We start from the raw sequence: 21,003 nt of genomic DNA, 5'->3' as shown, positions 1-21,003 counted from the left end.
ATGGAAGAGGTTCGTCAAAATGAACGTTCGTCCGCTCTGTCGAACGATGTGAGTCCGCAGAAACTCGTCGCGGCGGCACTGAAGAGAGAGCGGGCGCGGGCGGGCATCTCCTTGGCCGAACTCGCGCGCCGTGCCGGAATCGGGAAGTCGACTCTGTCACAGCTGGAGTCCGGGGAGGGAAACCCCAGCGTGGAGACGCTGTGGGCACTCAGCGTCGCACTCGGAATCCAGTTCTCGGCGTTGGTCGACGCGCCTCGTCCGACCGTCGAAGTGATCCGGCTGGGCGAGGGTGCGACGATCTCCGCCGGCGAGGCCGATCATTACAGCGCCACCCTGCTGTCGGCGGCGCGGCACGGCACGCGCCGCGACGCCTATCTGATCCGCGCCGAGCCCGGCCGTCCCCGAGTCTCCGAACCGCACGCCAGAGGAGTCGTCGAACACGTCGTGCTCTGCTCGGGCCGGGCGTCGGTGGGGCCGACGGAGGCGCCCGTGGAACTGTCGCCCGGCGACTACGTGAACTATCCCGGCGACATCGAGCACATCTTCGACGCTCTCGAGGAGGGGACGATCGCGGTTCTGCTCAGCGAGTCCTGAGAGCCGCTCACAGGTCGCCCGGCAGCTTGTCACGGCGGATTCCGCGCCAACTCGGATGGCGCAGGTGCCCCGTCGACGTCCAGTCCATGAACTGCACGTCCGCCACGATCTTCGGCAGCACCCACGTCGCGCTGCCCGCGACGGGCTTGTCGATGTCGTCGATGAACGGGCACATGCTGATCCGCAGGGGCCGGAGTTCTTCGAGCAGTGCGTCGAGTTCGGCGTCGCTGAAACCGGTGCCCACCCGGCCGAGGTAGCGCAGGCCGCGCTCGGCGGGCAGGCCGACCAGCAGTGATCCGATCTTCGACTCGGAGCCGCGACCGGGCCGATAGCCGCCGATCACCACTTCGATGTCGTTCCAGTTCTTCTGTTTGCGCCAGTCGGGGCTGCGGCGTCCGCTCGCGTAGGACGAAGCCCGCCGTTTCGCGATGACCCCTTCCCACCCCCGGTCCCGTGCGGTGCGGATCGCGGTGTCCGCCGGCCCGGGAAGCAGCGGCGGCACATCGATCAGCGGTTCGCCGTCGAAGTAGTCGAGGGACTCCAGGATCTCGCGCCGCACCTCCCACGGCTGCTCCCACACTCGGACGCCGTCCAGGTACAGGACGTCGAAGAGGTGCACCCGGAGCTCGTGTGGCTCGGCTCTGCGCCTCCGCGATGCGAGCAGCGAGAAGTCGGTGAGCCCGGCGTCGTTGATCGCGACGATCTCACCGTCGAGCACGGCGTCGACCGGTCGGCCGCCGGAGACCAGGAGGTCACCGAACACGGACAGTTCCGGGAAGTCGCCGGTGAGGTCGTTGCCCGACCTCGAGATCAACCGGACCCGGCCGCCCACCACCCTGATCAGTGCCCGGAAACCGTCCCACTTGCCCTCGTACGCCCAGTCGTCGGTCAGGGACTCGATCGGGTCGTCGGTGGCGAGCATCGGGCGGAGTCCGACGAGACCGGGCAGCGGATCGTCGACCTCGCTGTCGCGGGCGGGCGCACTCTCTCGCGGAGGCGGCGCGACGCTCTCCCTCCGAGAGCGTGAGGACCGTTTCTTCCGATACTCGCCGAGGTCGACGACCGCGTCGCCGGGAACGGTGGTCGTCTGGACCGGCGGGCTCGCCTCCGACAGTCCGGCGAGCAGATCGCCGTCGTTCTCGTAGCGGTCGAGGACCTCGGTGCAGAGCAGATGGGCGAGTCCGGACTCGGACAGTTCGTCCCACGACCGCGGCGCCGCGACCCACGGCCGCTCGCGTCCACGCAGCGAGTACGGCGCGAGTGTCGTCTTGGCGGCGGTGTTCTGGCTCCAGTCGATGAAGACCCGGCGCTCGCGCTCGGCTTTCGCCATGGTCGCGGTGACGGTGCGGGGGTGCGCCTGCGCCAGGGCGGTCGCGATCTGGCGGGCCACGGTGCGCGCCGATTCGGACCGCACGGGCGATGCGAGGCGCCCGTAGACGTGAATCCCCTTGGAACCGCTGGTGACCGGGAACGACTCGAGACCGGCGTCGGTCAGCATGGCGCGGATGTCGAGGGCCACGGCGGCGCAGTCGTCCAGTGTCACGCCGGGCCCGGGATCGAGGTCGAGCACGATGCGGTCGGTGCGGCGCTCCTCGTCGTCGGACAGGTCGATGCGCCACTGCGGCACGTGGAGCTCCAGCGCGGCCACCTGGGCCAGCCACACCAGATCGGCAGCCGACCGGACCACCGGGTACACCGTCCGGCGCTCGGAGTGCTCGATCGTGAAGCGGGCCACCCAGTCGGGTGCGCCTGCGGGGAGGGTCTTCTCGAAGAACGGCGCCGACTCGACTCCGCCCGGCCAGCGTTTGCGGGTCACCGGGCGCGAGGCCATGTGCGGCACCATCGCGTCAGCGATCCGGATGTAGTAGTCGACGACGTCGAACTTGCGGGTCCCGGTCTCCGGATACAACACCTTCTCGAGGTTGGTCAGCACAATCCTGCGCCCGTCCACGTCGAGATGCGATCGCGTCATAGGAGACCATTGTCCACGCGCACACCTGCCTCTCGGCTCTCTTTCCTGGCACAATGACGGACATGCGCTCGATCTGGAGAGGTGATCTGAGCTTTGGTCTGGTGAACGTGCCGGTCAAGGTGTACTCCGCCACGGAGAGCCACGACCGCAGTTCGCATCAGGTCGATTCCGCCGACGGGGCCCGGATCCGGTATCGGCGGGTGCGCGAGGGCACCGATACCGAGGTCGAGTTCTCCAAGATCGCCAACGCCTACGAGTCCGAGAGCGGCGAGCAGGTGGTGCTGACCAAGGAAGACCTCGCGACCCTGCCGGTCAACAAGAGCCCGGAGATCTCGATCCTCGAGTTCGTGCCGATCGACCAGGTGGACCCGATCTACTTCGACAAGCCGTACTACCTGGAGCCGGCGTCCAAGTCGCCGAAGGCGTATGTGCTGCTCGCGAAGGCGCTGGAGACCACCGAGCGTCTCGCCATTGCGAATTTCACGCTCCGGAACCGGACACGGCTGGTAGCGCTGCGGGTCATCGACGGCGTGATGACCCTGCAGACGCTGCTGTGGCCGGACGAGGTCCGGGTGCCGGACTTCGACTTCCTGAACGCCGACGTCGAGATCCGCGATCAGGAACTGGACATGGCGTCGTCGCTCATCGAGACGATGGCCTCGGACTTCGACCCCAGCCAGTTCGAGGACACCTATCAGGTGGAGCTCGGAAAGCTCATCGAGGCGCGAGCCGACGGTGGCCAGGCATTCTCGGAGACCGAAGAGGAAGCGCCCGACGACGACTCGGAGGTCGCGGACCTTCTCGCGGCGCTGCGGGCGTCGGTCAAGAGCCGCGGCCGGGAGGTCGAGGACGAGAAACCGCCCGCGAAGAAGGCTCCGGCCAAGAAGGCCGCCAAGAAGAAGTCGGCCTGAAAACTTTGGCTCCCGGAACGGTCTCTCAGGCCGTTCCGGGAGCCGAAATCTCTGCGGGACACCGATCTGTACAGTGATGCACATCATAGATGTCGCTCGGGTGATGGAGGATGGCGGAAATGGCTGATGCGCAGCGTGGCGGGTCGACTGACCAGCCGCTCGACGTGCTGATCGTCGGAGCGGGACTGTCCGGAATCGATGCCGCCTACCGGCTCCGGGATCGGAATCCGGGGCTGGACTACCGGATCGTGGAGCGTCGGTCGCGGATCGGCGGCACCTGGGATCTGTTCCGGTACCCGGGCGTGCGTTCGGACTCCGACATCTTCACCCTCAGCTTTCCCTGGAACCCGTGGCGAGGCTCGCGGACGATCGCCGAAGGCGACCAGATCCGCGACTACCTCGAGCAGACCGCCCGCGACTTCGGCATCGACGACCACATCACCTTCGACGTCGACGTGACCGGCGCCGACTTCGACACCTCGACCGACCTGTGGACCGTGGACGCGCTGATCGGCGGGGTGCCGCAGACGATCGTCACCCGCTTCCTCTACATGTGCACCGGCTACTACAAGTACGACGCCCCGTATCGGCCCGACTTCCCCGCCGAGGAGACGTTCACCGGGACCTTCGTGCATCCGCAGTTCTGGCCCGAGGATCTGGACTACGCGGGCAAGAAGGTGGTCGTCATCGGTTCCGGAGCCACCGCGGTCACGCTCATTCCGGCGATGGCGCCGACCGCAGGCAGCGTGACCATGCTGCAACGCTCGCCGACCTACATGTTCCCGTACCCGTGGGAGGACGGGATGACGAAGCTGCTGCAGCGGGTGCTGACGCCGCAGCTCGCGCACGATGTGATCCGGTGGCGGAACGCCTTCATCACCCTCGGCCTGTACCTGTTCTGCCGGAGCTTCCCCAAGCTCTCGCGGCGGCTCATGCGGCGGATCGCGAAGTCGATGCTGCCCAAGGGATTCGACGTCGACACTCATTTCCGGCCCAAGTACGAGCCGTGGGACCAGCGACTGTGCGTGATCCCCGACGGCGATCTGTACCGCGCCGTCAAGGCCGGCGACGCGGACGTCGTCACCGACACCATCAAGCAGATCACTCCCACCGGCATCGACCTCGACTCGGGCCGTCATCTGGAGGCCGACATCATCGTCACCGCGACCGGTCTGGACCTGGTGACCTTCGGCGGCGCCTCACTGTCGGTGGACGGCGAGCACTTCGAGGCGGGCGACAAGTACGCCTACCGCGGATACATGCTGAACGACGTTCCCAACCTCGCGTGGTCGGTCGGGTACACCAACGCCTCGTGGACGCTGCGGGTGGACCTCACCAGTCAGGCGGTCGCCGAACTGCTGGCGTACATGCGCCGGCACGGGTACACCCGCGCGGTGCCGTCCCTGCACGGCGCGAAGCCTCAGACGCACCCGTTGCTCGAACTCGACTCGGGCTATGTGCGGCGCGCCGGGGCCCGACTGCCGAAGGCGGGCGACCGTGCACCCTGGCAGGTGCGCCACAACCTGGTTCTGGACGCGATCGACGCGCGCAAGTACGACGTGACCGAGGAGATGACCTTCGCCTGAACGACGGTCGACGGGTTCCGTAGCAGGAGTTTGAGACGTACAGTGCAGTCATGTCTCAGCTGACGCGCGACGAAGCCGTCGCCGATTTCTTCCGTCGTGCCGAATCTCAGGAGGTGAGCGACCCGGCCGACCTCGACCGGATCTGGGCCGCTCTTCCGGTGGTGCAGGTGGACGAGCTGATCGGCTCGTGGCGGGGTGGGGAACTGCCCTCGGGGCACCCGATGGACGGCCGGTTGGCCGCGGTGAGGTGGCACGGGAAGACCTTCCACTCGTGGCACGACGTGAAGCCGATGGTGTGCGTGGCCGACGACGGCTCGCTGTACTCCGACACCGAGATCGGCAAGGGCGAGGCGAGCGCGTGGATGGTCGGTTTCCGAGGCGAGTCGACGGCCTCGATGGTCTACGACGGTCAGCCGGTCATCGACCATTTCAAGCGCGTCGACGAGCGGACGCTGATGGGGATCATGAACGGGAAGACGTCGCTGGTCCGCGACCGGCACTTCTACTTCTTCCTCGTCCGGGGGTGACGCCGCACAGCCGCCGATCCGGCCTGCCCGGTGTGCGGGAGCCGTCTGTGGGGAACAATGGCCGCATGGTTTCGATCGGCTTCGGCAGGGCTCGGCAGAACGACATCTACACCGCGGGGGTACACGGGCGGAAACCCACGGTCCCAGCGGATTTCGCGGAACTGGAGCGTCGCGCCAAGGCCGTGATGAGCCGGCGCGGCTGGGCGTACATCGCCGGAGGTGCGGGCGAGGGCCGAACGATGGAGGCCAACCGGGACGCGCTCGACCGCTGGGCGATCGTGCCGCGCATGCTGCGCGACACCTCGCAGCGCAACCTCGAGATCGAACTCTTCGGGCAGAAGCTCAGCGCACCGGTCCTGTTCTCCCCGGTCGGCGCGGGCGCCCTCGCCCACCCGAACGCCGACGTGCACATCGGCGAGGCCGCCGCTGAACTCGGTGTCCCGTACATCTTCTCCAATCAGGGCTGCGCGCCGATGGAAGACGTCGCGGCAGCGATGGAATCGGTGCGACCCGGCGCGCCGCGGTGGTTTCAGCTGTACTGGTCGACCGACGACCGCCTGGTCACCAGCCTGATCGACCGCGCCGAGCGGATGGGCGCCGCGGCTCTGGTCGTCACCCTCGACACCACGATGCTCGGATGGCGGCCCCAGGACCTCAACCTCGGTTCGCTGCCCTTCGCCCGCGCCGAGGGCATCAGCCAGTACACCTCGGATCCGTCGTTCTGGGAGATCGTCGCCGAGCGGATCAAGGCTGCCACCGCGGAGAAGCCGGAGATCTCGGTGGGCGCGATCAAGACCCTGTTCTCGATCGCCCGCAACGTACCCGGCGACCTCCGCACCAACCTGACCGCACCCGAACCGCGCGCGGCGGTGCAGACCTTCCTCGACATCTACTCCCGCCCGTCACTGAACTGGGACGACATCGCGACCCTGCGCGACCGCACCTCGCTGCCGATCGTCCTCAAGGGGATCCTTCATCCGGACGACGCTCGCCAGGCGGTCGACTCCGGAATCGACGGCCTCATCGTCTCCAATCACGGCGGTCGGCAGGTCGACGGCTCCATCTCCTCGACCGACGCGCTGGTGGACGTGGTCGACGCCGTCGACGGCCGCGCGAAGGTCCTCGTCGACTCCGGCTTCTACACCGGGTCGGACGTGTTCAAGGGGCTGGCGCTGGGAGCGGACGCGGTGTGCATCGGGCGGCCGCACATGTACGGACTCGCACTCGACGGCACGGCCGGAGCCCGCGACGCGGTGGCGAACATCATCGGCGAACTCGATCTGACGCTGGGACTGTCGGGCCACCGGGACGTCGCCGACCTGGACCGCAGCGCTCTCAAGCACCTCGGCTGACGCGGACCGGCCGGCGGGTCAGACCAGCGGCCGGCCGGTCCGCATCCGCCACCGGACGTCGGCGAGCAGCAGGTTGAACGGGAAGGCGGTCAGCGGGCGGGGCAGGATCCGGAGGACGCGCCGGGCGATCGCGTTGTGGGTGTTGAAGAGCAGTTCCTGCCGTCGCGACATCCGCACGCCCATCTTCTTGCGGAACTCGGGCGGCAGGAAGCCGAGGGTCATGGCCTCCGACCACCAGCCCGCCATCAGCGAAACCGGACGCGGAAGAAACTCCATCCGCACAATCTTCAACAGGTAGTCGCGGATGGTGTCGTCGATCTCGATGCCCTCGACCGTCTCGTTCCAGTAGGCCTCGAAGTCGGCTCGGGTGGCGGGCCACATCTCCGGCGGCATCTGCAGGGTGGTTCCCATCACCGCGCCCTGGCGGTAGGCGTCCTCGGTGATCTTCGACGGATCGCCGAAGAATCGCTGGGTGTCCTCCCACCCGCGATACAGACATGCCGCCACCCACAGCTGCAATTCGGGATCGAAGGCGTTGTACTTCACCGGGCTGTCGTCGGTGGAGCGCACCTGGACGTGCGCCTTGTTCACCGCCTGCCGGTACCGACGGCGGTCGTCCGCGGTGCCCATCGCCGCGACGGCGAGGTAGGTGAGTGTGGTCCGGGTTCGCTTCACCGGGACCTTGAAGAGGTTGCCCGACTCCACCTTGCTCTCGTAGACGCCGTATCCGACCGCGGGGACGGCCAACTGCATGATGACGTTCGCCGGGCCCGCGAGCAGAGCCAGGCCGAGCATGTCGAGGTCGTCGACGGTCTGCGCATCGAGTTCACTCCGCTTCGAATGACGTTCCGCGACTGAAGGATCGAGTGCTTCCGCGGTCATGTTCGCCTCCCGGGCGGATGAACTGATAACGACTGTTTCCCCTTTGATTCAACGCCCGCGTGGCCGAGGTGTCAAGATGTGTGTCGTGACTGAATCCGACGACGCTCCGGGAGGGCTGCGCGATTACGGCGGCGAATCCGGCGACGCCCGGGTGGCCCGCCGTCGTGCCGCCCTCATCGACGCCGCACTCGACATGCTCTCCGAGTCCGAGCCGGGAGCCGTCACCGTCCGCGGCATCTGTGCCCGCGCGTCGCTCACGCCGCGCTACTTCTACGAGAGCTTCGAGAACGCGGACACGCTGGTCGGCGCCGCGTTCGACATGATCATCGAGCAGATCGCCGACCGCGCCCTGGCCGGTTTCAATGCCGGCTCGAGTGCGCGGGGGAAGGTCGTCGGTGCCGTCGAGGCGATCGTCGACGTCATCGAGGGCGACCCGCGGAAGGGGAGGGTGATCTTCTCCGACACCCTGCGCAGTCCGGTGCTGGTGCGCAAACGCCTCGAGATGCTGAAGATCTTCACCGAACTCACCTTCCAGAGTGCGCCCGCGGTCGCGAACGTCAGCGGAGGTCAGCAGACTCTCGCCGCGGCGCATTTCCAGGTGGGCGGCCTCGGCCGGCTGCTCGCGTCGTGGACGGAGGGGCTGATCGATCTCGACCGCCCGGCGCTCGTCGACATCTGCGTCCGGATGCTGCTTCCCGAGAGTCGCGCCGCGGATGCGTCTGGGGCCCGGCTAAGTTGAGTGCATGACGAACTGGCGTGACTACGGCGAGCCCGACCTTCCGGCGCCGTTGGCCGCGGCGCTCGACGCCTTCGTCGAGCACGGCTATCACGGCACCTCGGTCCGCGACATCGCCGCGCGTGCGGGGTTGTCGGTCCCGGGGCTCTACCACCACTATCCGTCCAAGCAGTCGCTGCTCCAGGGGCTGCTCGAATTGACGATGTCCGACCTCCTTCGCCGGTCGGAGGAGGCGCTGGCCGCCGCGGGCGACGATCCGCTGGCGCGCTTCGACGCCGTGGTGGAGTCGCTCCTGCGATTCCACATGTACCGGCGTGAGCAGGCGTTCGTCGGATCCACCGAGCTTCGCAGTCTCGATCCCGAGTACCACCGCGTCTACATCGGTCACCGGATCCGGCAGCAGCGGATGGTCGACGAGGTGGTCGAGGACGGCGTGGCGTCCGGCGCGTTCACGACGGATGCGCCGAAGGGTGCGGCCCGGGCGGTCGCGACGATGTGCGTCGGTGTCTCCACGTGGTATCGAGTCGACGGGCCGATGAGCGCCGACGAGTTGATCGCTCAGAACCTGGTGTTCGCCCGGTCGATCGTCGGACATGTGGCGGGCTGAGGGGCGATCGCCGAATGCTTGACGTCGTGCGGGGTCGCATGACAACCTAGCCCTGACCGAACGTTCGCTCGGTATGAACACGGAGGCTCAGATGGCTGTCGATCTCGCATACAGCGCGCAGGTGCGCGACCTCGTCGAACGGACCTCGGCGTTCATCGCCGAGGAAGTTCTCCCCATCGAGAACCGCTTCGCGGGCGACGTCGCCGCGGCCGGCGGCGACGACCTGCGCCGGGAACTGAACGCGAAAGCCAAGGCCGCGGGCGTCTTCGCGCCGCACGCGCCGGTGGAGTTCGGCGGACTGGGCCTCAACATGAGCGACCGCGCACCGGTGTTCGAGGCCGCGGGAGCTTCGACGTTCGGGCCCGTCGCACTGCACATCGGTGCACCGGATGAGGGCAACGTGCACATGCTCGCGCACATCGCCACGTCGGAACAGAAGGACAAGTACCTGGCGCCGCTCGCCACCGGCGAGGTGCGCAGCGCGTTCGCGATGACCGAACCCGCCCCCGGTGCAGGCTCCGACCCGAACGCCCTGTCGACGACGGCGGAGAGGGTCGCCGGCGGATGGAAGATCAACGGCCGCAAGCAGTTCATCACTGGAGCCGACGGTGCCGGATTCTTCATCATCATGGCCCGCACCGTCGGGCAACGGGGCGACCGCGGTGGTGCGACCATGTTCCTCGCGCCCGCGCACACCGAGGGCATCGAGGTGGAGCGGCACATCCACACCACTGACAAGTCGATGATCGGCGGGCACTGCGTGGTCGGTTTCACTGATGTCTTCGTACCCGACGAGGACGTCCTCGGCGCCCCGCACGAGGGTTACCGGTACGCGCAGGTGCGGCTCGGCCCGGCGCGCATGACTCACGTGATGCGCTGGATGGGCACCGCGGTCCGCGCGCACCGGATCGCCGTCGACTACGTCGAGCAGCGCGAAGGCTTCGGCGGGCGACTCGCCGACCTCGGCATGATTCAGCAGATGATCGCCGATAACGAGATCGACCTCGCCGCGGCGCGGGCGCTGCTGGTCCGCGCTTGCTACGAACTCGATCTCGGCGAGCACGCCTCGGACTCGACGTCGATCGCGAAGACCTTCGGTGCGGAGGCGTTCTCGCGCGTCGCCGACCGGGCAGTGCAGATGTGCGGAGGCCTCGGAGTCTCAGAAGACCTTCCGCTGGCGCGGCTCGCCGCGGAGCTGCGACCGTTCCGGATCTACGACGGTCCCAGCGAAGTCCACCGGTGGGCCATCGCGAGGCGGGCGGTCGGACGCGCACGCAGGGCTCGTGAGGCGACGAGGTGACGGCGGATCATCCCGGTCTGTCCGCTGAGAGCCTGCGAAAGCTGTTGGCGGCGAACGGTATCGATGTCGCGGGTGAGTTGCGGATCGACTTGATCGGCGGTGGACGGTCGAACCTGACCTTCGACGTCCGCGACGACGGCAGCCACTGGGTGGTCCGACGGCCCCCGATGGGCGGGCTCACACCGTCGGCGCACGACATGAATCGCGAATGGAACGTGACCTCGGCGCTGGCGGCGACCGATGTGCCGGTGCCGCGGGCCGTCGCGATCGACCGTGACGGCGAGTACATCGGTGCTCCGTGCACCGTCGTGGAGTTCGTCGACGGCGCCGTGATCCGCTCGGTGGACGACCTCGCGACACTCTCCGACGCCGAGGTGACCGCGAGCGCCGACGCACTGGTGCGGACGCTCGCGGCTCTGCATTCCGTCGACTACCAAGCAGTGGGCCTGGGCGGTTTCGGCAGGCCGGACGGATTCGCCGGCCGGCAGGTCAAGCTGTGGGCTCGTCAATGGGCGCTGGTCAAGACGCGTGAGCTCGACGACGTGGAGCGCCTGGCGACGGCGCTCTCCGAGCGGGTGCCGGCGCGGACCCGGAACTCGATCGTCCACGGCGATTTCCGGATCGACAACACCATCCTGGCTCCCGGTGACCCGGGCACCGTCGCCGCGGTCGTCGACTGGGAACTGTCCGCGCTCGGCGATCCGATCACCGACATCGCGCTGATGTGCGTGTACCGCGAGCCGGTGTTCTCGTCGGTTCTCGGATTCGATGCGGCGTGGACGAGTGACCGGTACCCCGGTGCGGACGGACTGGCCGAGCGCTACGTCGCCGCGACCGGTGCCGACCTGGGCGACTGGGCCTTCTACCTCGCCCTGGCGAATCTGAAACTCGGCGTCATCGCGGAGGGGATCACGCACCGAGCGCTCTCCGGAGGCTCGTCCGGATCGGCGGGCGCCGAACGCGCCGCCGAAGCCACCGCCGAGTTCATCGCCGCGGGTCTGCGCGCGCTGAGGTAGAGGTCGGCCCTGCCTGCCGGTTGAGCCGTCCGGAAGGTAGTGGGTGTGTCGGGTGGTTTCGACTCGCTGCGCTCGCTCAACCAGCCTTTGGGGGGGGCTGCTCGACGAGCCTGTGGGGGCCGCTCGACGAGCCTGGGGTGGTTTCGCTCGGTGGGCTTTGTCGCTGGGTCGGCTCTTGTCGGCTGGTTGAGCCGTCCGGAACGTAGTGGAGGGCGTGTCGAAACTCGGTGGGGTTTGGTTTCGACTCGCTGCGCTCGCTCAACCAGCCTTGTGGGGGCCGCTCGACGAGCCTGGGGAGGTCTCGCTCGACGAGCCTGTGGTGGCTTCGCTCGGTGGGCTTTGTCGCTGGGTCGGTTCTTGTCGGCTGGTTGAGCCGTCCGGAACGTAGTGGAGGGCGTGTCGAAACGTGGTGGGGTTTGGTTTCGACTCGCTGCGCTCGCTCAACGAGCCTTGTGGGGGCCGCTCAACGAGCCTGGGGTGGTCTCGCTCGGTGGGCTTTGTCGCTGGGTCGGCTCTTGTCGGCTGGTTGAGCCGTCCGGAACGTAGTGGAGGGCGTGTCGAAACTTGGTGGGGTTTGGTTTCGACTCGCTGCGCTCGCTCAACCAGCCTTGTGGGGGCCGCTCGACGAGCCTGGGGAGGGCGCGCTCGCTCAACAAGCGTGTGGGGGCCGCTCAACGAGCCAGGGGACGAGCATCGGGCGGCGCTAGCGGTAGGTCAGGAGGCCGGAGTCGAGGGCGGCGAGGTGTTCGTGGGCGTTGAAGGAGACGAGGGTCAATCCGCTGCGGCCGGCGAGGATCTTGGTGATCGAGGTGTTGACGAAGGTGCGCGACATCTGTGGCCACGACTGCGGCGGGATGTCCCACAACTGTGCCACCAACTGGGTGATGGAACCGGCCGACGACACCACGAGCACGTTCTTTCCCGACCCGGCCGCATCAGCGGCACGGTCGGCTGCGGCGCGGGTCCGCTTGGCGTACATCGCGTACGTCTCGGGGCCGATGTCGGCGCCGTCGACCCATTCGTGCAGGGCGCTGGTGATGGCGTCCTGGAAGGGTCTGCCGCCGTCACGGTAGATGTCGTCTCCCTCCGGGAGGGGCGGCGTGACGTACTCGTTCCAGTCGGGATCGATCGTCGGCGCTGCGGCGTCGGGAAAGGCTTCGAGGACGCCGGCCATCGTCGCGCGCTGTCGGGGGAGATCGCCGCAGAACATGGCATCGAATCCGGTCACCTGTCGGGCGAGCGCTCGGCCGGCGGCGCGAGCCTGAGCGAAGCCGAGCTCCGTGAGGCCGGGGCCGCTCACGGCGTCGGCGTCGGGTCCGTAGGCGTGCGCCGGAGCCTGACCGTGCCGGACGATGTACAGAACTCCCACGCCATTCCTCGCTGCCGAGCCGTGGCCCGCGAACCGCGAGCCGGAACCGATCACACCGTCTCGCGCCCGGGGCGACTGAGGCGGCTGCCACATTCTCAACCTATCGGGTGCTCCTCACTTGCACGCGGACAGGGTGCTTGCTACTTTTGGCGATCATGACCAGTCAGCTCGCCGCCATCGGGGAGGTCACGTATGTGACCACCGCTCTCGGATGCCGTCTGCCGCTGGCCCGGGTCCTTTGTTGTTGCCGAATGCGCTGACCCAGCTCCGCCTCGCGCTGATCTGCGCGAGACCACTCGCGGCGTGACCGCCTCTGCCGGTCCGCCCAGGCAACAGGACTCCAAAGAAACATGACTTCTGCTCTCGACCGTCCGATCCTGTCGAAATCCGCTCCCGTCGGCGTCGTGGTTCGCCCCGTCGCGGGCGCCGCCTCCCGACCCGTTGCGAAACCGTCCGCCCCGCACGTCACCACGGCGAAGCTGCAACTCTCCACCAAGGCCGCCGCGCTGGTGCTGCGCACGGCGCGGGTGTCCGGACCGGTGTTCCGCGACGACGCCGCCGCCCTGACGGGGCTGTCCATCTCCACCGTCAACCGTCAGGTGAGCGCATTGCTCAAGGCCGGCCTCATCCGTGAGCGCGCCGATCTGACCCCGCCCGGTGCGGTCGGGCGTCCGCGAGTTCCGTTCGAGATCAACACCGACGGATACCTCACGGTCGGCATCCACATCGGTTACAAGGTCACCTCGATCACGACCCACGATCTCCAGCATCGGGTGGCCGGTGCGATCGCGATTCCCACTCCCCAGGCCGAGGACCCCGAGGCGGTCGTAGCTCAGATCGGTGCCAGCGCCCGCCGGTTCGCCGACCGCTGGGTGGGCAAGCGCCTGTTGTGGGCCGGCGTGGCCATCGGTGGTCGCGTGGCCGACGGCGGCTTCGTCGACCATCCCCGTCTGGGCTGGGAGGGCGTCCCGGTCGGCAGGCTGATCGCCGAGTCGCTCGGACTGCCGGTATCGGTCGCATCGCACGTCGAGGCCATGGCCGCAGCCGAACAGGTCGTCAATCCCGCCGACCAGAGCCAGAACTTCCTCTACTTCTACGCTCGCGAAATGGTGGGCATCGCGTTCAGCGTCGACGGTGCCGTGCACACGCCGGCCGCAGGCCCGCCCACCATCGGGCACTTCCCGACCGGTCCGACCACCCTGCTCGATCCCGACCGCACCGGACGCCTCGAGCCGACGGTCAGCGATTCGGGCATCCTCTACGCGGCCCAGCGAGCCGGACTCGAGGTCGATTCCCTCGACGAGCTGCGGACGCTGGCACGGACCGGGAACACGGTCGCCAACGACGTCCTGACCGAACGCGGCGAGGTGCTCGGCCGCACGGTGGCGCTGATCTCGGACATCTTCAATCCCGACCACGTCATCCTCGGCGGACAGGCCTTCACCGACTACCCGGAGGCGCTGCCGGCCGTGAGCAAGGCGCTGCGCGCCACCACGGTCATCACCCAGCGCGACGTCCGCGTGGCACGTTCGGCCATCACGGTGCAGCAGAAGGCGGCGGGTGCGGTCGCACTCGACGCGATCTACGCCGACCCGCTCGACGCACTGTCGTACACCGCGTAGCCACACGACGCCGCGGCGCGCGGCCTACCCGGACGGCGGACCGAAGCCCTCACGGGAGAGGACTTCGCCGCCGGTGGGACCGATGACCGTCTTCACGAAGTCTTCGGCCAGCGACTTGTCGTCACTGGACCGGACGACGGCGATCGGATATCTGTTGATCGCCTTGGCGAACACCGGATCGTCCACCGTGGAGACGCTCACGCCGAGGCCGGGGCGAGCCTGCGTCTGGTAGGCGAGAGCGGCGTCGGCGCGCCCGGACGCCACGTACGCGACCGCGGCCTCGCCGGAGTCGACGTGGATCGGATCGGTGAGCGCGGCCGACTCGATCCGTTCGACGTCCACCACGGCCGCACCGCACGGCAACCGGTCGGAGCACACCGCCACCCGGAGACCGGAGCGCGCGAGGTCGGCGAACCCCGTGACATGGCCGGGGTTTCCCGGCGGAACCACGATGACCAGCGAGTTGGAGGCGAAGCGCCGGGGGCCGATCACCCGCCGGCCGAGCCTGTCCATCGACGCCTCGTCGTCGGTCGCGATGACATCGGCCGACGCAGCCGAGGGGCCGGCGACGGTGACCCGGGCGCCGGGGTGCTGTTCCTCGAACTCGGTCGCGATCGCCGCCATCACGGCCTGCAGCGACGACGGAGCCGACACCGTGATGGAGGAGTCCTCCGTGCCTGGCGAGCATGCGGTCGTCACGCCCGTGAGCAGGAGCGCGGCGGCCCCCGCCAGTGCGCTGCGGCGCGGGGTGGAACTCCTGGTCCTCATGCCTTCAGACCTTAGAAGGTGCGGTGCCGGCGGTCCGGCGCACCCGGCCCATCCGGCCGCCTCACGCCGTCCAGTTGCGGTCGCGCACGAGCTTGTACGCGCGCAGCTTGCGGTAGCCGCGTACCGAGAGCGACGGGATCGGCCCGACGTGTGTCGCGGCGTTGTCGCGGAGTGCGGTGGCGAGGGCCTCGTCGATCAATGTGGTGCCCGACCGCGCCGCGCTCGCCAGCCGGGAGGCGATGTTCACCGGCTCGCCGAAGACATCGCCCATCCGCATCAGCACGTCGCCGCGGGCCATGCCGATGCGCAGGCTCGGCAACTCGCCGTCGGTGCTGAGACGGTGCAGTTCGACGGCGATCTCCGCGGCCGCGCCGGCGTCGATGACGGTGAACAGCACCGCGTCGCCGATCGTCTTCACGATATGACCACCGTGGTCGGTGATGATCGTGTGCGCCGCGGACTCGAAGGTCTCCAGCAGCGTCTCGAGTTCGGCCATCCCGAGACGCCGGGACAGTGAGGTGTAGCCGACGATGTCGGCGAATCCGACGACCACCTCGGTGTGCTCGGCTGCCCGGCCGGCGTCGGTGAGTCCCACCGCCAGATGCCGCCGCCAGACGAGATCCTGCACTCGTGCGAGCGCCTCAACCATCTCCTCGGCCGTGGCGTCGACGGTGGGGTCGGCCGCCAACCGAGTGATCTCCTCGGCCTGCCACTGCGCCAGTCGCGCGGTGGCCTGTCCGATCGCCCGCGCCGCGGCGAGTTGGGCGGTGGAGTCCATGGCCTGATCGTTGCCGGCGAAGACGCCGAGCGCGGCCAGGTCCTCCTCGGAGAAGCGCTGACCCGAGCCGCCCTCGCCGCGGGCGAAACCGAAGGCGTTCCAGAACCGCTGCGCGTACTCCGGATCGAGCCGCAGGGCGGTGATCAGTTCGTCCCGCGAGTACTCGAGCGGAGGGTCAGACACCCATCACACCTTTCATGAGGTAGGCCATGCGGGCGGCGAACTCGGGGCGCGGCGTGCTGCGCGGCAGCCGGACCGCGTCGTTGACGATCGCCAGCGCTGCATGCACAGCCAGGACCGCCGATCCGGGCGGCCGGTCGGCGTCGATGTCGGTGAGCAGCTGCACCCAGCGTGCCACGTAGCGGCGCTGCACCGCCAGCAGTTCGGCGGCCTGCGGTTCGCCCGCGAGGACATAGGAGCTGACGAAGCCGACGAGCAGGTCGGGAGAGGAGGTGACGGCGTCGACGTAGTGGTCGACCAGTGCGTTCAGCCGCCCCGCCGGATCGGGTGTGATCGCGTACGTGGCCATCACGCCGGCCTCCAGTCGCATGGCGCTGCGCTGGCTGATCCCGACGAGGATCGCCAGCTTCGACGGGAAGTGCTTGTAGACGCTCGGCCCGGTGATTCCGACCGCCGCGCCGATCTCGTCCATTCCCGTTCCGGCGAAGCCGTTCTCGGCGAACAGGCGGGCGGCGGCGTCGAGGATCTCGTCGCGGCGGGTGGGGGCGTCGTCGCCCGGCCCGGCGGTCTGGCGCAGGGGGACGGCGTGGCTCGGCGTGAGCCGGATGGTCTGGCGGACCAGTGCGAGGACCATCTCCTCCATCTCGTGCGCACCGCTGCGAACGGCACGCCCGGCGCCGCTGCCGACCACGCTGAGCACGGCGCCGGCCAGATACATCGACTCGCGTTCGGTGAGCTCGGGTCTGTCGGCGCGGATGGCCGAGGCCCACTGTCGGAGCACGGCGCGGGTGCGGCGGACCACATCGGCGTTCTCGTCGGCCGACAGGTGCTGTCCCGACCAGCGCCACAGCGACGTGGCATGCGGGTTGGAGATGCTCAGCTCGGTGACGCTGGCGGCGAGGGCGTCGGCCGGATGGTCGCTGCTCGCGAGGTCGGCGCCCGCGGTGCTCTCCTCGAGCTCGTCGACGCGGGTCTGGACCGCCGCCAGCAGGAGCGCCTGCTTGTCGGCGAAGTGCCGGTACACCGTCGGCGCGCTCACGCCCGCCCGGCGGGCGATGTCGGTGACCGACACATGCGGGTAGCCGCGCTCGGCGAACAGCACTGTCGCTGCATCGATGAGCTGGCGGCGCCGATCCGTCGACCGCGTGCGCCGGGTCGCCTTGGTGGTTGTCATGATGAACCGACCATAGCCGATGGATGGCTGTATATGAACCACTTGACCACTGGGTATAGCCAAATACGTTATTGCGGGTTAGCCTACGAGGGAAACCATTCTCGGTTCGTGTGAAAGGAACACCTGTGTCCGACGAAGCATTCATCTACGAGGCGGTCCGTACGCCCCGTGGCAAGCAGCGCGGAGGCTCGCTGCACAGCGTCAAGCCGATCGACCTGGTCTCGGGTCTGATCGACGGACTGCTGACCCGCCACAGCGATCTCGATCCGAAGGACATCAACGACGTGGTCCTCGGCGTCGTGTCGCCGGTCGGGGAGCAGGGTGCGGTCATCGCGCGTACCGCCGCCCTCACCTCGGGTCTCGGCGAGAGCGTTCCGGGCACCCAGATCAACCGCTTCTGCGCCTCGGGCCTGGAGGCCGTGAACCTGGCCGCGGCCAAGGTCCGCTCGGGCTTCGACGATCTGGTCCTGGCCGGCGGCGTGGAGTCGATGTCGCGTGTGCCGATGGGCAGCGACGGCGGTGCGCTCTTCATGGACCCCGCCACCGCGTACGACAACTACATCGCTCCGCAGGGCATCGGCGCCGACCTGATCGCCACCATCGAGGGCTTCTCGCGTGAGGACGTCGACGCCTACGCCGCCGAGTCGCAGCGTCGCGCCGCCCAGGCATGGGACGAGGGCCGCTTCGCGAAGTCGATCATCCCCGTCAAGGACATCAACGGCGTCACGCTGCTCGACAACGACGAGCACCGCCGTCCCGGCACCACCGTCGAGAGCCTCGGCAAGCTGAAGCCGGCGTTCGCGGGCCTGGCGGCCATGGCCGGATTCGACGACGTCGTGATGCAGAAGTACCCGAACGTCGAGCAGGTCAACCACGTCCACACCGGCGGCAACAGCTCCGGCATCGTCGACGGCTCGGGTCTGGTCCTGGTCGGTTCGGAGGAGGCGGGCAAGCGCAACGGCCTCACCCCGCGCGCCCGCATCGTGTCGTACGGCGAGGTCGGCAGTGAGCCGTCGATCATGCTCACCGGTCCCACCCCGGCCACCGAGCTCGCGCTCAAGCGCGCCGGCCTGACCGTCGACGACATCGACGTCTTCGAGCTCAACGAGGCGTTCGCGTCGGTCGTCATGAAGTGGATGAAGGACCTCAAGGTTCCGCACGAGAAGGTCAACATCAACGGCGGCGCCATCGCGCTCGGTCACCCGCTCGGCGCCACCGGCGCGATGATCATGGGCAGCACCCTCGACGAGCTCGAGCGCGTCGGCGGCCGCTACGGCCTGGTCACCCTCTGCATCGGCGGCGGCATGGGCGTCGCGACCGTCATCGAGCGTCTCTGATCGCCCCGGAACTAGAAGGAAAAAGACTCATCTCATGACTGCGAACATGATCACGTGGGAGAAGGACGCCGACGGCGTCGTCATCCTCACCATGGACGACCCGAACCAGGGCGCCAACACCATGAACGACCTCTACATGGAGTCGATGGCGGCGACCGTCGATCGCCTGGAGGCGGAGAAGGACGACATCACCGGTGTCGTCCTGACCTCGGCGAAGAAGACCTTCTTCGCCGGCGGCGACCTCAAGGACATGACCGCGGGACGCGGCGACAAGTCCAAGGAGGAGATCGCCACCGAGATCACCGAGCGCACCAACGCCATGAAGGCCGTGCTGCGTCGCCTGGAGACCCTCGGCAAGCCGGTCGTCGCCGCTATCAACGGCGCCGCACTCGGCGGTGGCCTGGAGATCGCGCTGCACTGCCACTACCGCGTCGCCGCGGATGTGAAGGGCAACCAGCTCGGCCTGCCCGAGGTGACCCTCGGTCTGCTCCCGGGCGGCGGCGGCGTGGTCCGCACCGTGCGCCTGCTCGGCTTCCAGCAGGCGCTCATGGGCGTTCTGCTCCAGGGCCCGCGTCTGAAGCCGGCCAAGGCCAAGGAGATCGGCCTGGTCAACGAGGTCGTCGGCTCGGTCGAGGAACTGATCCCCGCCGCCAAGGCCTGGATCGCCGCCAACCCGGAGGCCCAGCAGCCGTTCGACGTCAAGGGCTACAAGATGCCCGGTGGCGCTCCGACGAACCCGTCGGTGGCCGCCAACCTGCCGGCGTTCCCGGCTCTCCTGCGCAAGCAGATCAAGGGCGCCAACATGCCGGCTCCGCGCGCCATCCTGGCCGCTGCCATCGAGGGCGCGTACGTCGACGTCGACACCGCCGATCTGGTCGAGACCCGCTACTTCGTGTCGCTGGTCACCGGCCAGGTGGCGCAGAACATGATCAAGGCGTTCTTCTTCGACCTCCAGCACATCAACGGCGGCGGTTCGCGGCCGAAGGGCTTCGACAAGTACCAGGCCAAGAAGGTCGGTGTCATCGGTGCGGGCATGATGGGCGCGGCGATCGCCTACGTCTCGGCCAAGGCCGGCATCGAGGTGGTCCTCAAGGACATCGACATCGAGGCGGCCAAGCGCGGCAAGGGCTACTCGGAGAAGCTCGAGGAGAAGGCTCTCTCGCGCGGCAAGACCACCGAGGAGAAGAGCAAGGCTCTGCTCGACCGCATCACCCCGACCGTGGACGCCGCCGACTTCAAGGGCGTCGACCTGGTGATCGAGGCCGCGTTCGAGTCGGTCGAGGTCAAGAACAAGGTGTTCCAGGAGATCCAGGACATCGTCGAGCCGGACGCCGTCCTCGGCTCCAACACCTCGACCCTGCCGATCACCATCCTGGCCGAGGGCGTCAACCGTCCCGAGGACTTCATCGGCATCCACTTCTTCTCGCCCGTCGACAAGATGCCGCTGGTGGAGATCATCTGCGGTGAGAAGACCAAGGACGAGGTCCTCGCCAAGGTCATCGACTACACCCTGCAGATCCGCAAGACGCCGATCGTCGTCAACGACAGCCGCGGCTTCTTCACCTCGCGCGTCATCGGCACCTTCATCAACGAGGCCATCGCGGCCGTCGGTGAGGGCATCGAGCCCGCGTTCATCGAGCAGGCCGGCAGCCAGGCAGGCTACCCGGCTCCGCCGCTGCAGCTGTCGGACGAGCTGACGCTCACCCTGATGCAGAAGATCCGCAAGGAGACCGAGGCCGGAGCCAAGGCCGCGGGTCAGGAGTTCCCGTCGCACGGCTCGTACGCCGTCATCGACAAGATGGTCGACCTGGGCCGCACCTCGAAGAAGGACGGCGCGGGCTTCTACGACTACGCCGACGGCAAGCGCGGCCTCATCTGGCCGGGCGTGCGCGAGAACTTCGCCTCGGGCACCAATGAGATCCCGCTCGAGGACATGAAGGAGCGCATGCTCTTCGCCGAGGCCCTCGAGACCGTGAAGTGCTTCGACGAGGGTGTGCTCACCTCCGTCGAGGACGCGAACATCGGCTCGATCTTCGGCATCGGCTTCCCGGCGTGGACCGGTGGCGTGGTGCAGTACATCAACCAGTACGAGGGCGGCCTCAAGGGCTTCGTCGACCGCGCTCGCGACCTGGCGTCGAAGTACGGCAGCCACTTCGAGCCGCCGGCCTCGCTCGTCGAGAAGGCGGACGCCGGCGTCGAGAAGCTGACGAACGAGAACCTCGTCAAGAAGTGACGCGCTAGCGGCACACGACGCGAGAAAGCCCCGGTGAACTGGCGTTCACCGGGGCTTTC

Annotated in this window: 18 protein-coding genes; 12 read left to right on the top strand and 6 right to left on the bottom strand. The window is 68.2% G+C overall.

What is annotated here, in order from left to right; translation table 11 throughout:
• A complete protein-coding gene (locus ACZ5QD_RS13900; RefSeq protein WP_006896853.1) occupies positions 1 to 594 on the top strand; it encodes a helix-turn-helix domain-containing protein in 594 nt (197 codons plus the stop codon).
• Positions 595 to 601: 7 nt separating this feature from the next.
• On the opposite strand, the gene ligD is transcribed toward ACZ5QD_RS13900, so the two are convergent.
• Positions 602 to 2,566 carry a non-homologous end-joining DNA ligase gene (ligD, locus tag ACZ5QD_RS13895; protein ID WP_464366864.1) on the bottom strand — a complete coding sequence of 655 codons (1,965 nt, stop codon included), beginning with the start codon at positions 2,564 to 2,566 and terminating at the stop codon, positions 602 to 604.
• A gap of 62 nt (positions 2,567 to 2,628) precedes the next feature.
• On the opposite strand from ligD, the gene ku reads away from it, so the two are divergent.
• The 4 genes from ku to ACZ5QD_RS13875 all read left to right on the top strand — a co-directional run bounded on the left by ku (position 2,629) and on the right by ACZ5QD_RS13875 (position 6,942).
• Positions 2,629 to 3,477 (top strand): non-homologous end joining protein Ku, encoded by an 849-nt coding sequence (ku, locus tag ACZ5QD_RS13890; protein WP_464366863.1) that lies wholly within the window; start codon positions 2,629 to 2,631, stop codon positions 3,475 to 3,477.
• Between the two features lie 119 nt (positions 3,478 to 3,596).
• A complete protein-coding gene (locus ACZ5QD_RS13885) occupies positions 3,597 to 5,063 on the top strand; it encodes a flavin-containing monooxygenase (RefSeq protein ID WP_464366862.1) in 1,467 nt (488 codons plus the stop codon).
• Between the two features lie 50 nt (positions 5,064 to 5,113).
• Entirely contained in the window at positions 5,114 to 5,590 is a 477-nt protein-coding gene (locus tag ACZ5QD_RS13880) for a DUF4334 domain-containing protein (protein WP_006896849.1), read from the top strand.
• Between the two features lie 65 nt (positions 5,591 to 5,655).
• Positions 5,656 to 6,942, top strand: coding sequence for an alpha-hydroxy-acid oxidizing protein (locus ACZ5QD_RS13875; protein WP_045538083.1), 1,287 nt, complete (start codon positions 5,656 to 5,658; stop codon positions 6,940 to 6,942).
• An 18-nt stretch (positions 6,943 to 6,960) separates the two neighbouring features.
• On the opposite strand, the gene ACZ5QD_RS13870 is transcribed toward ACZ5QD_RS13875, so the two are convergent.
• Positions 6,961 to 7,824, bottom strand: a complete 864-nt coding sequence (locus ACZ5QD_RS13870; RefSeq protein WP_006896847.1) for an oxygenase MpaB family protein — start codon at positions 7,822 to 7,824, stop codon at positions 6,961 to 6,963.
• 76 nt (positions 7,825 to 7,900) lie between these two features.
• Between ACZ5QD_RS13870 and ACZ5QD_RS13865 the strand changes: the two genes are divergently transcribed.
• The 4 genes from ACZ5QD_RS13865 (at position 7,901) to ACZ5QD_RS13850 (ending at position 11,483) form a co-directional block, all read left to right on the top strand.
• Positions 7,901 to 8,563: a TetR/AcrR family transcriptional regulator gene (locus ACZ5QD_RS13865; RefSeq protein WP_222110828.1), complete on the top strand. Its 663-nt coding sequence runs from the start codon at positions 7,901 to 7,903 to the stop codon at positions 8,561 to 8,563.
• Between the two features lie 4 nt (positions 8,564 to 8,567).
• The gene (locus ACZ5QD_RS13860; protein ID WP_045538076.1) at positions 8,568 to 9,167 is read left to right on the top strand and encodes a TetR/AcrR family transcriptional regulator; all 600 of its coding nucleotides are present in this window, start codon (positions 8,568 to 8,570) and stop codon (positions 9,165 to 9,167) included.
• A 91-nt stretch (positions 9,168 to 9,258) separates the two neighbouring features.
• On the top strand, positions 9,259 to 10,467 hold the full coding sequence (locus tag ACZ5QD_RS13855; RefSeq protein WP_222110829.1) for an acyl-CoA dehydrogenase family protein: 1,209 nt from the start codon (positions 9,259 to 9,261) through the stop codon (positions 10,465 to 10,467).
• On the top strand, positions 10,464 to 11,483 hold the full coding sequence (locus ACZ5QD_RS13850) for a phosphotransferase family protein (protein ID WP_222110830.1): 1,020 nt from the start codon (positions 10,464 to 10,466) through the stop codon (positions 11,481 to 11,483). Before ACZ5QD_RS13855 ends, ACZ5QD_RS13850 begins: the two co-directional genes overlap by 4 nt.
• Positions 11,484 to 12,186: 703 nt before the next feature.
• Here the strand turns inward: ACZ5QD_RS13850 and ACZ5QD_RS13845 are convergent.
• Positions 12,187 to 12,852 (bottom strand): histidine phosphatase family protein, encoded by a 666-nt coding sequence (locus ACZ5QD_RS13845; RefSeq protein ID WP_006896842.1) that lies wholly within the window; start codon positions 12,850 to 12,852, stop codon positions 12,187 to 12,189.
• A gap of 350 nt (positions 12,853 to 13,202) precedes the next feature.
• On the opposite strand from ACZ5QD_RS13845, the gene ACZ5QD_RS13840 reads away from it, so the two are divergent.
• Positions 13,203 to 14,474 carry an ROK family transcriptional regulator gene (locus ACZ5QD_RS13840; protein WP_006896841.1) on the top strand — a complete coding sequence of 424 codons (1,272 nt, stop codon included), beginning with the start codon at positions 13,203 to 13,205 and terminating at the stop codon, positions 14,472 to 14,474.
• A 24-nt stretch (positions 14,475 to 14,498) separates the two neighbouring features.
• On the opposite strand, the gene ACZ5QD_RS13835 is transcribed toward ACZ5QD_RS13840, so the two are convergent.
• The 3 genes from ACZ5QD_RS13835 to ACZ5QD_RS13825 form a co-directional block, all read right to left on the bottom strand.
• Positions 14,499 to 15,242 carry a substrate-binding domain-containing protein gene (locus ACZ5QD_RS13835; protein ID WP_006896840.1) on the bottom strand — a complete coding sequence of 248 codons (744 nt, stop codon included), beginning with the start codon at positions 15,240 to 15,242 and terminating at the stop codon, positions 14,499 to 14,501.
• Positions 15,243 to 15,303: 61 nt separating this feature from the next.
• Complete coding sequence (locus ACZ5QD_RS13830) at positions 15,304 to 16,203, bottom strand: adenylate/guanylate cyclase domain-containing protein (protein WP_062367265.1); 900 nt, start codon at positions 16,201 to 16,203, stop codon at positions 15,304 to 15,306.
• Entirely contained in the window at positions 16,196 to 17,374 is a 1,179-nt protein-coding gene (locus ACZ5QD_RS13825; protein ID WP_464366861.1) for a TetR/AcrR family transcriptional regulator, read from the bottom strand. Before ACZ5QD_RS13825 ends, ACZ5QD_RS13830 begins: the two co-directional genes overlap by 8 nt.
• 125 nt (positions 17,375 to 17,499) lie before the next feature.
• Between ACZ5QD_RS13825 and ACZ5QD_RS13820 the strand changes: the two genes are divergently transcribed.
• Together ACZ5QD_RS13820 and ACZ5QD_RS13815 are read left to right on the top strand one after the other, a co-directional pair.
• Positions 17,500 to 18,711 (top strand): acetyl-CoA C-acetyltransferase, encoded by a 1,212-nt coding sequence (locus ACZ5QD_RS13820; RefSeq protein WP_006896837.1) that lies wholly within the window; start codon positions 17,500 to 17,502, stop codon positions 18,709 to 18,711.
• 34 nt (positions 18,712 to 18,745) lie between these two features.
• On the top strand, positions 18,746 to 20,944 hold the full coding sequence (locus tag ACZ5QD_RS13815) for a 3-hydroxyacyl-CoA dehydrogenase NAD-binding domain-containing protein (protein WP_006896836.1): 2,199 nt from the start codon (positions 18,746 to 18,748) through the stop codon (positions 20,942 to 20,944).
• Positions 20,945 to 21,003 lie beyond the last annotated feature (59 nt).

The sequence above is a fragment of the Gordonia sp. J1A genome (assembly GCF_055393515.1).
This window is presented reverse-complemented; position numbering and strand designations above follow the sequence as displayed.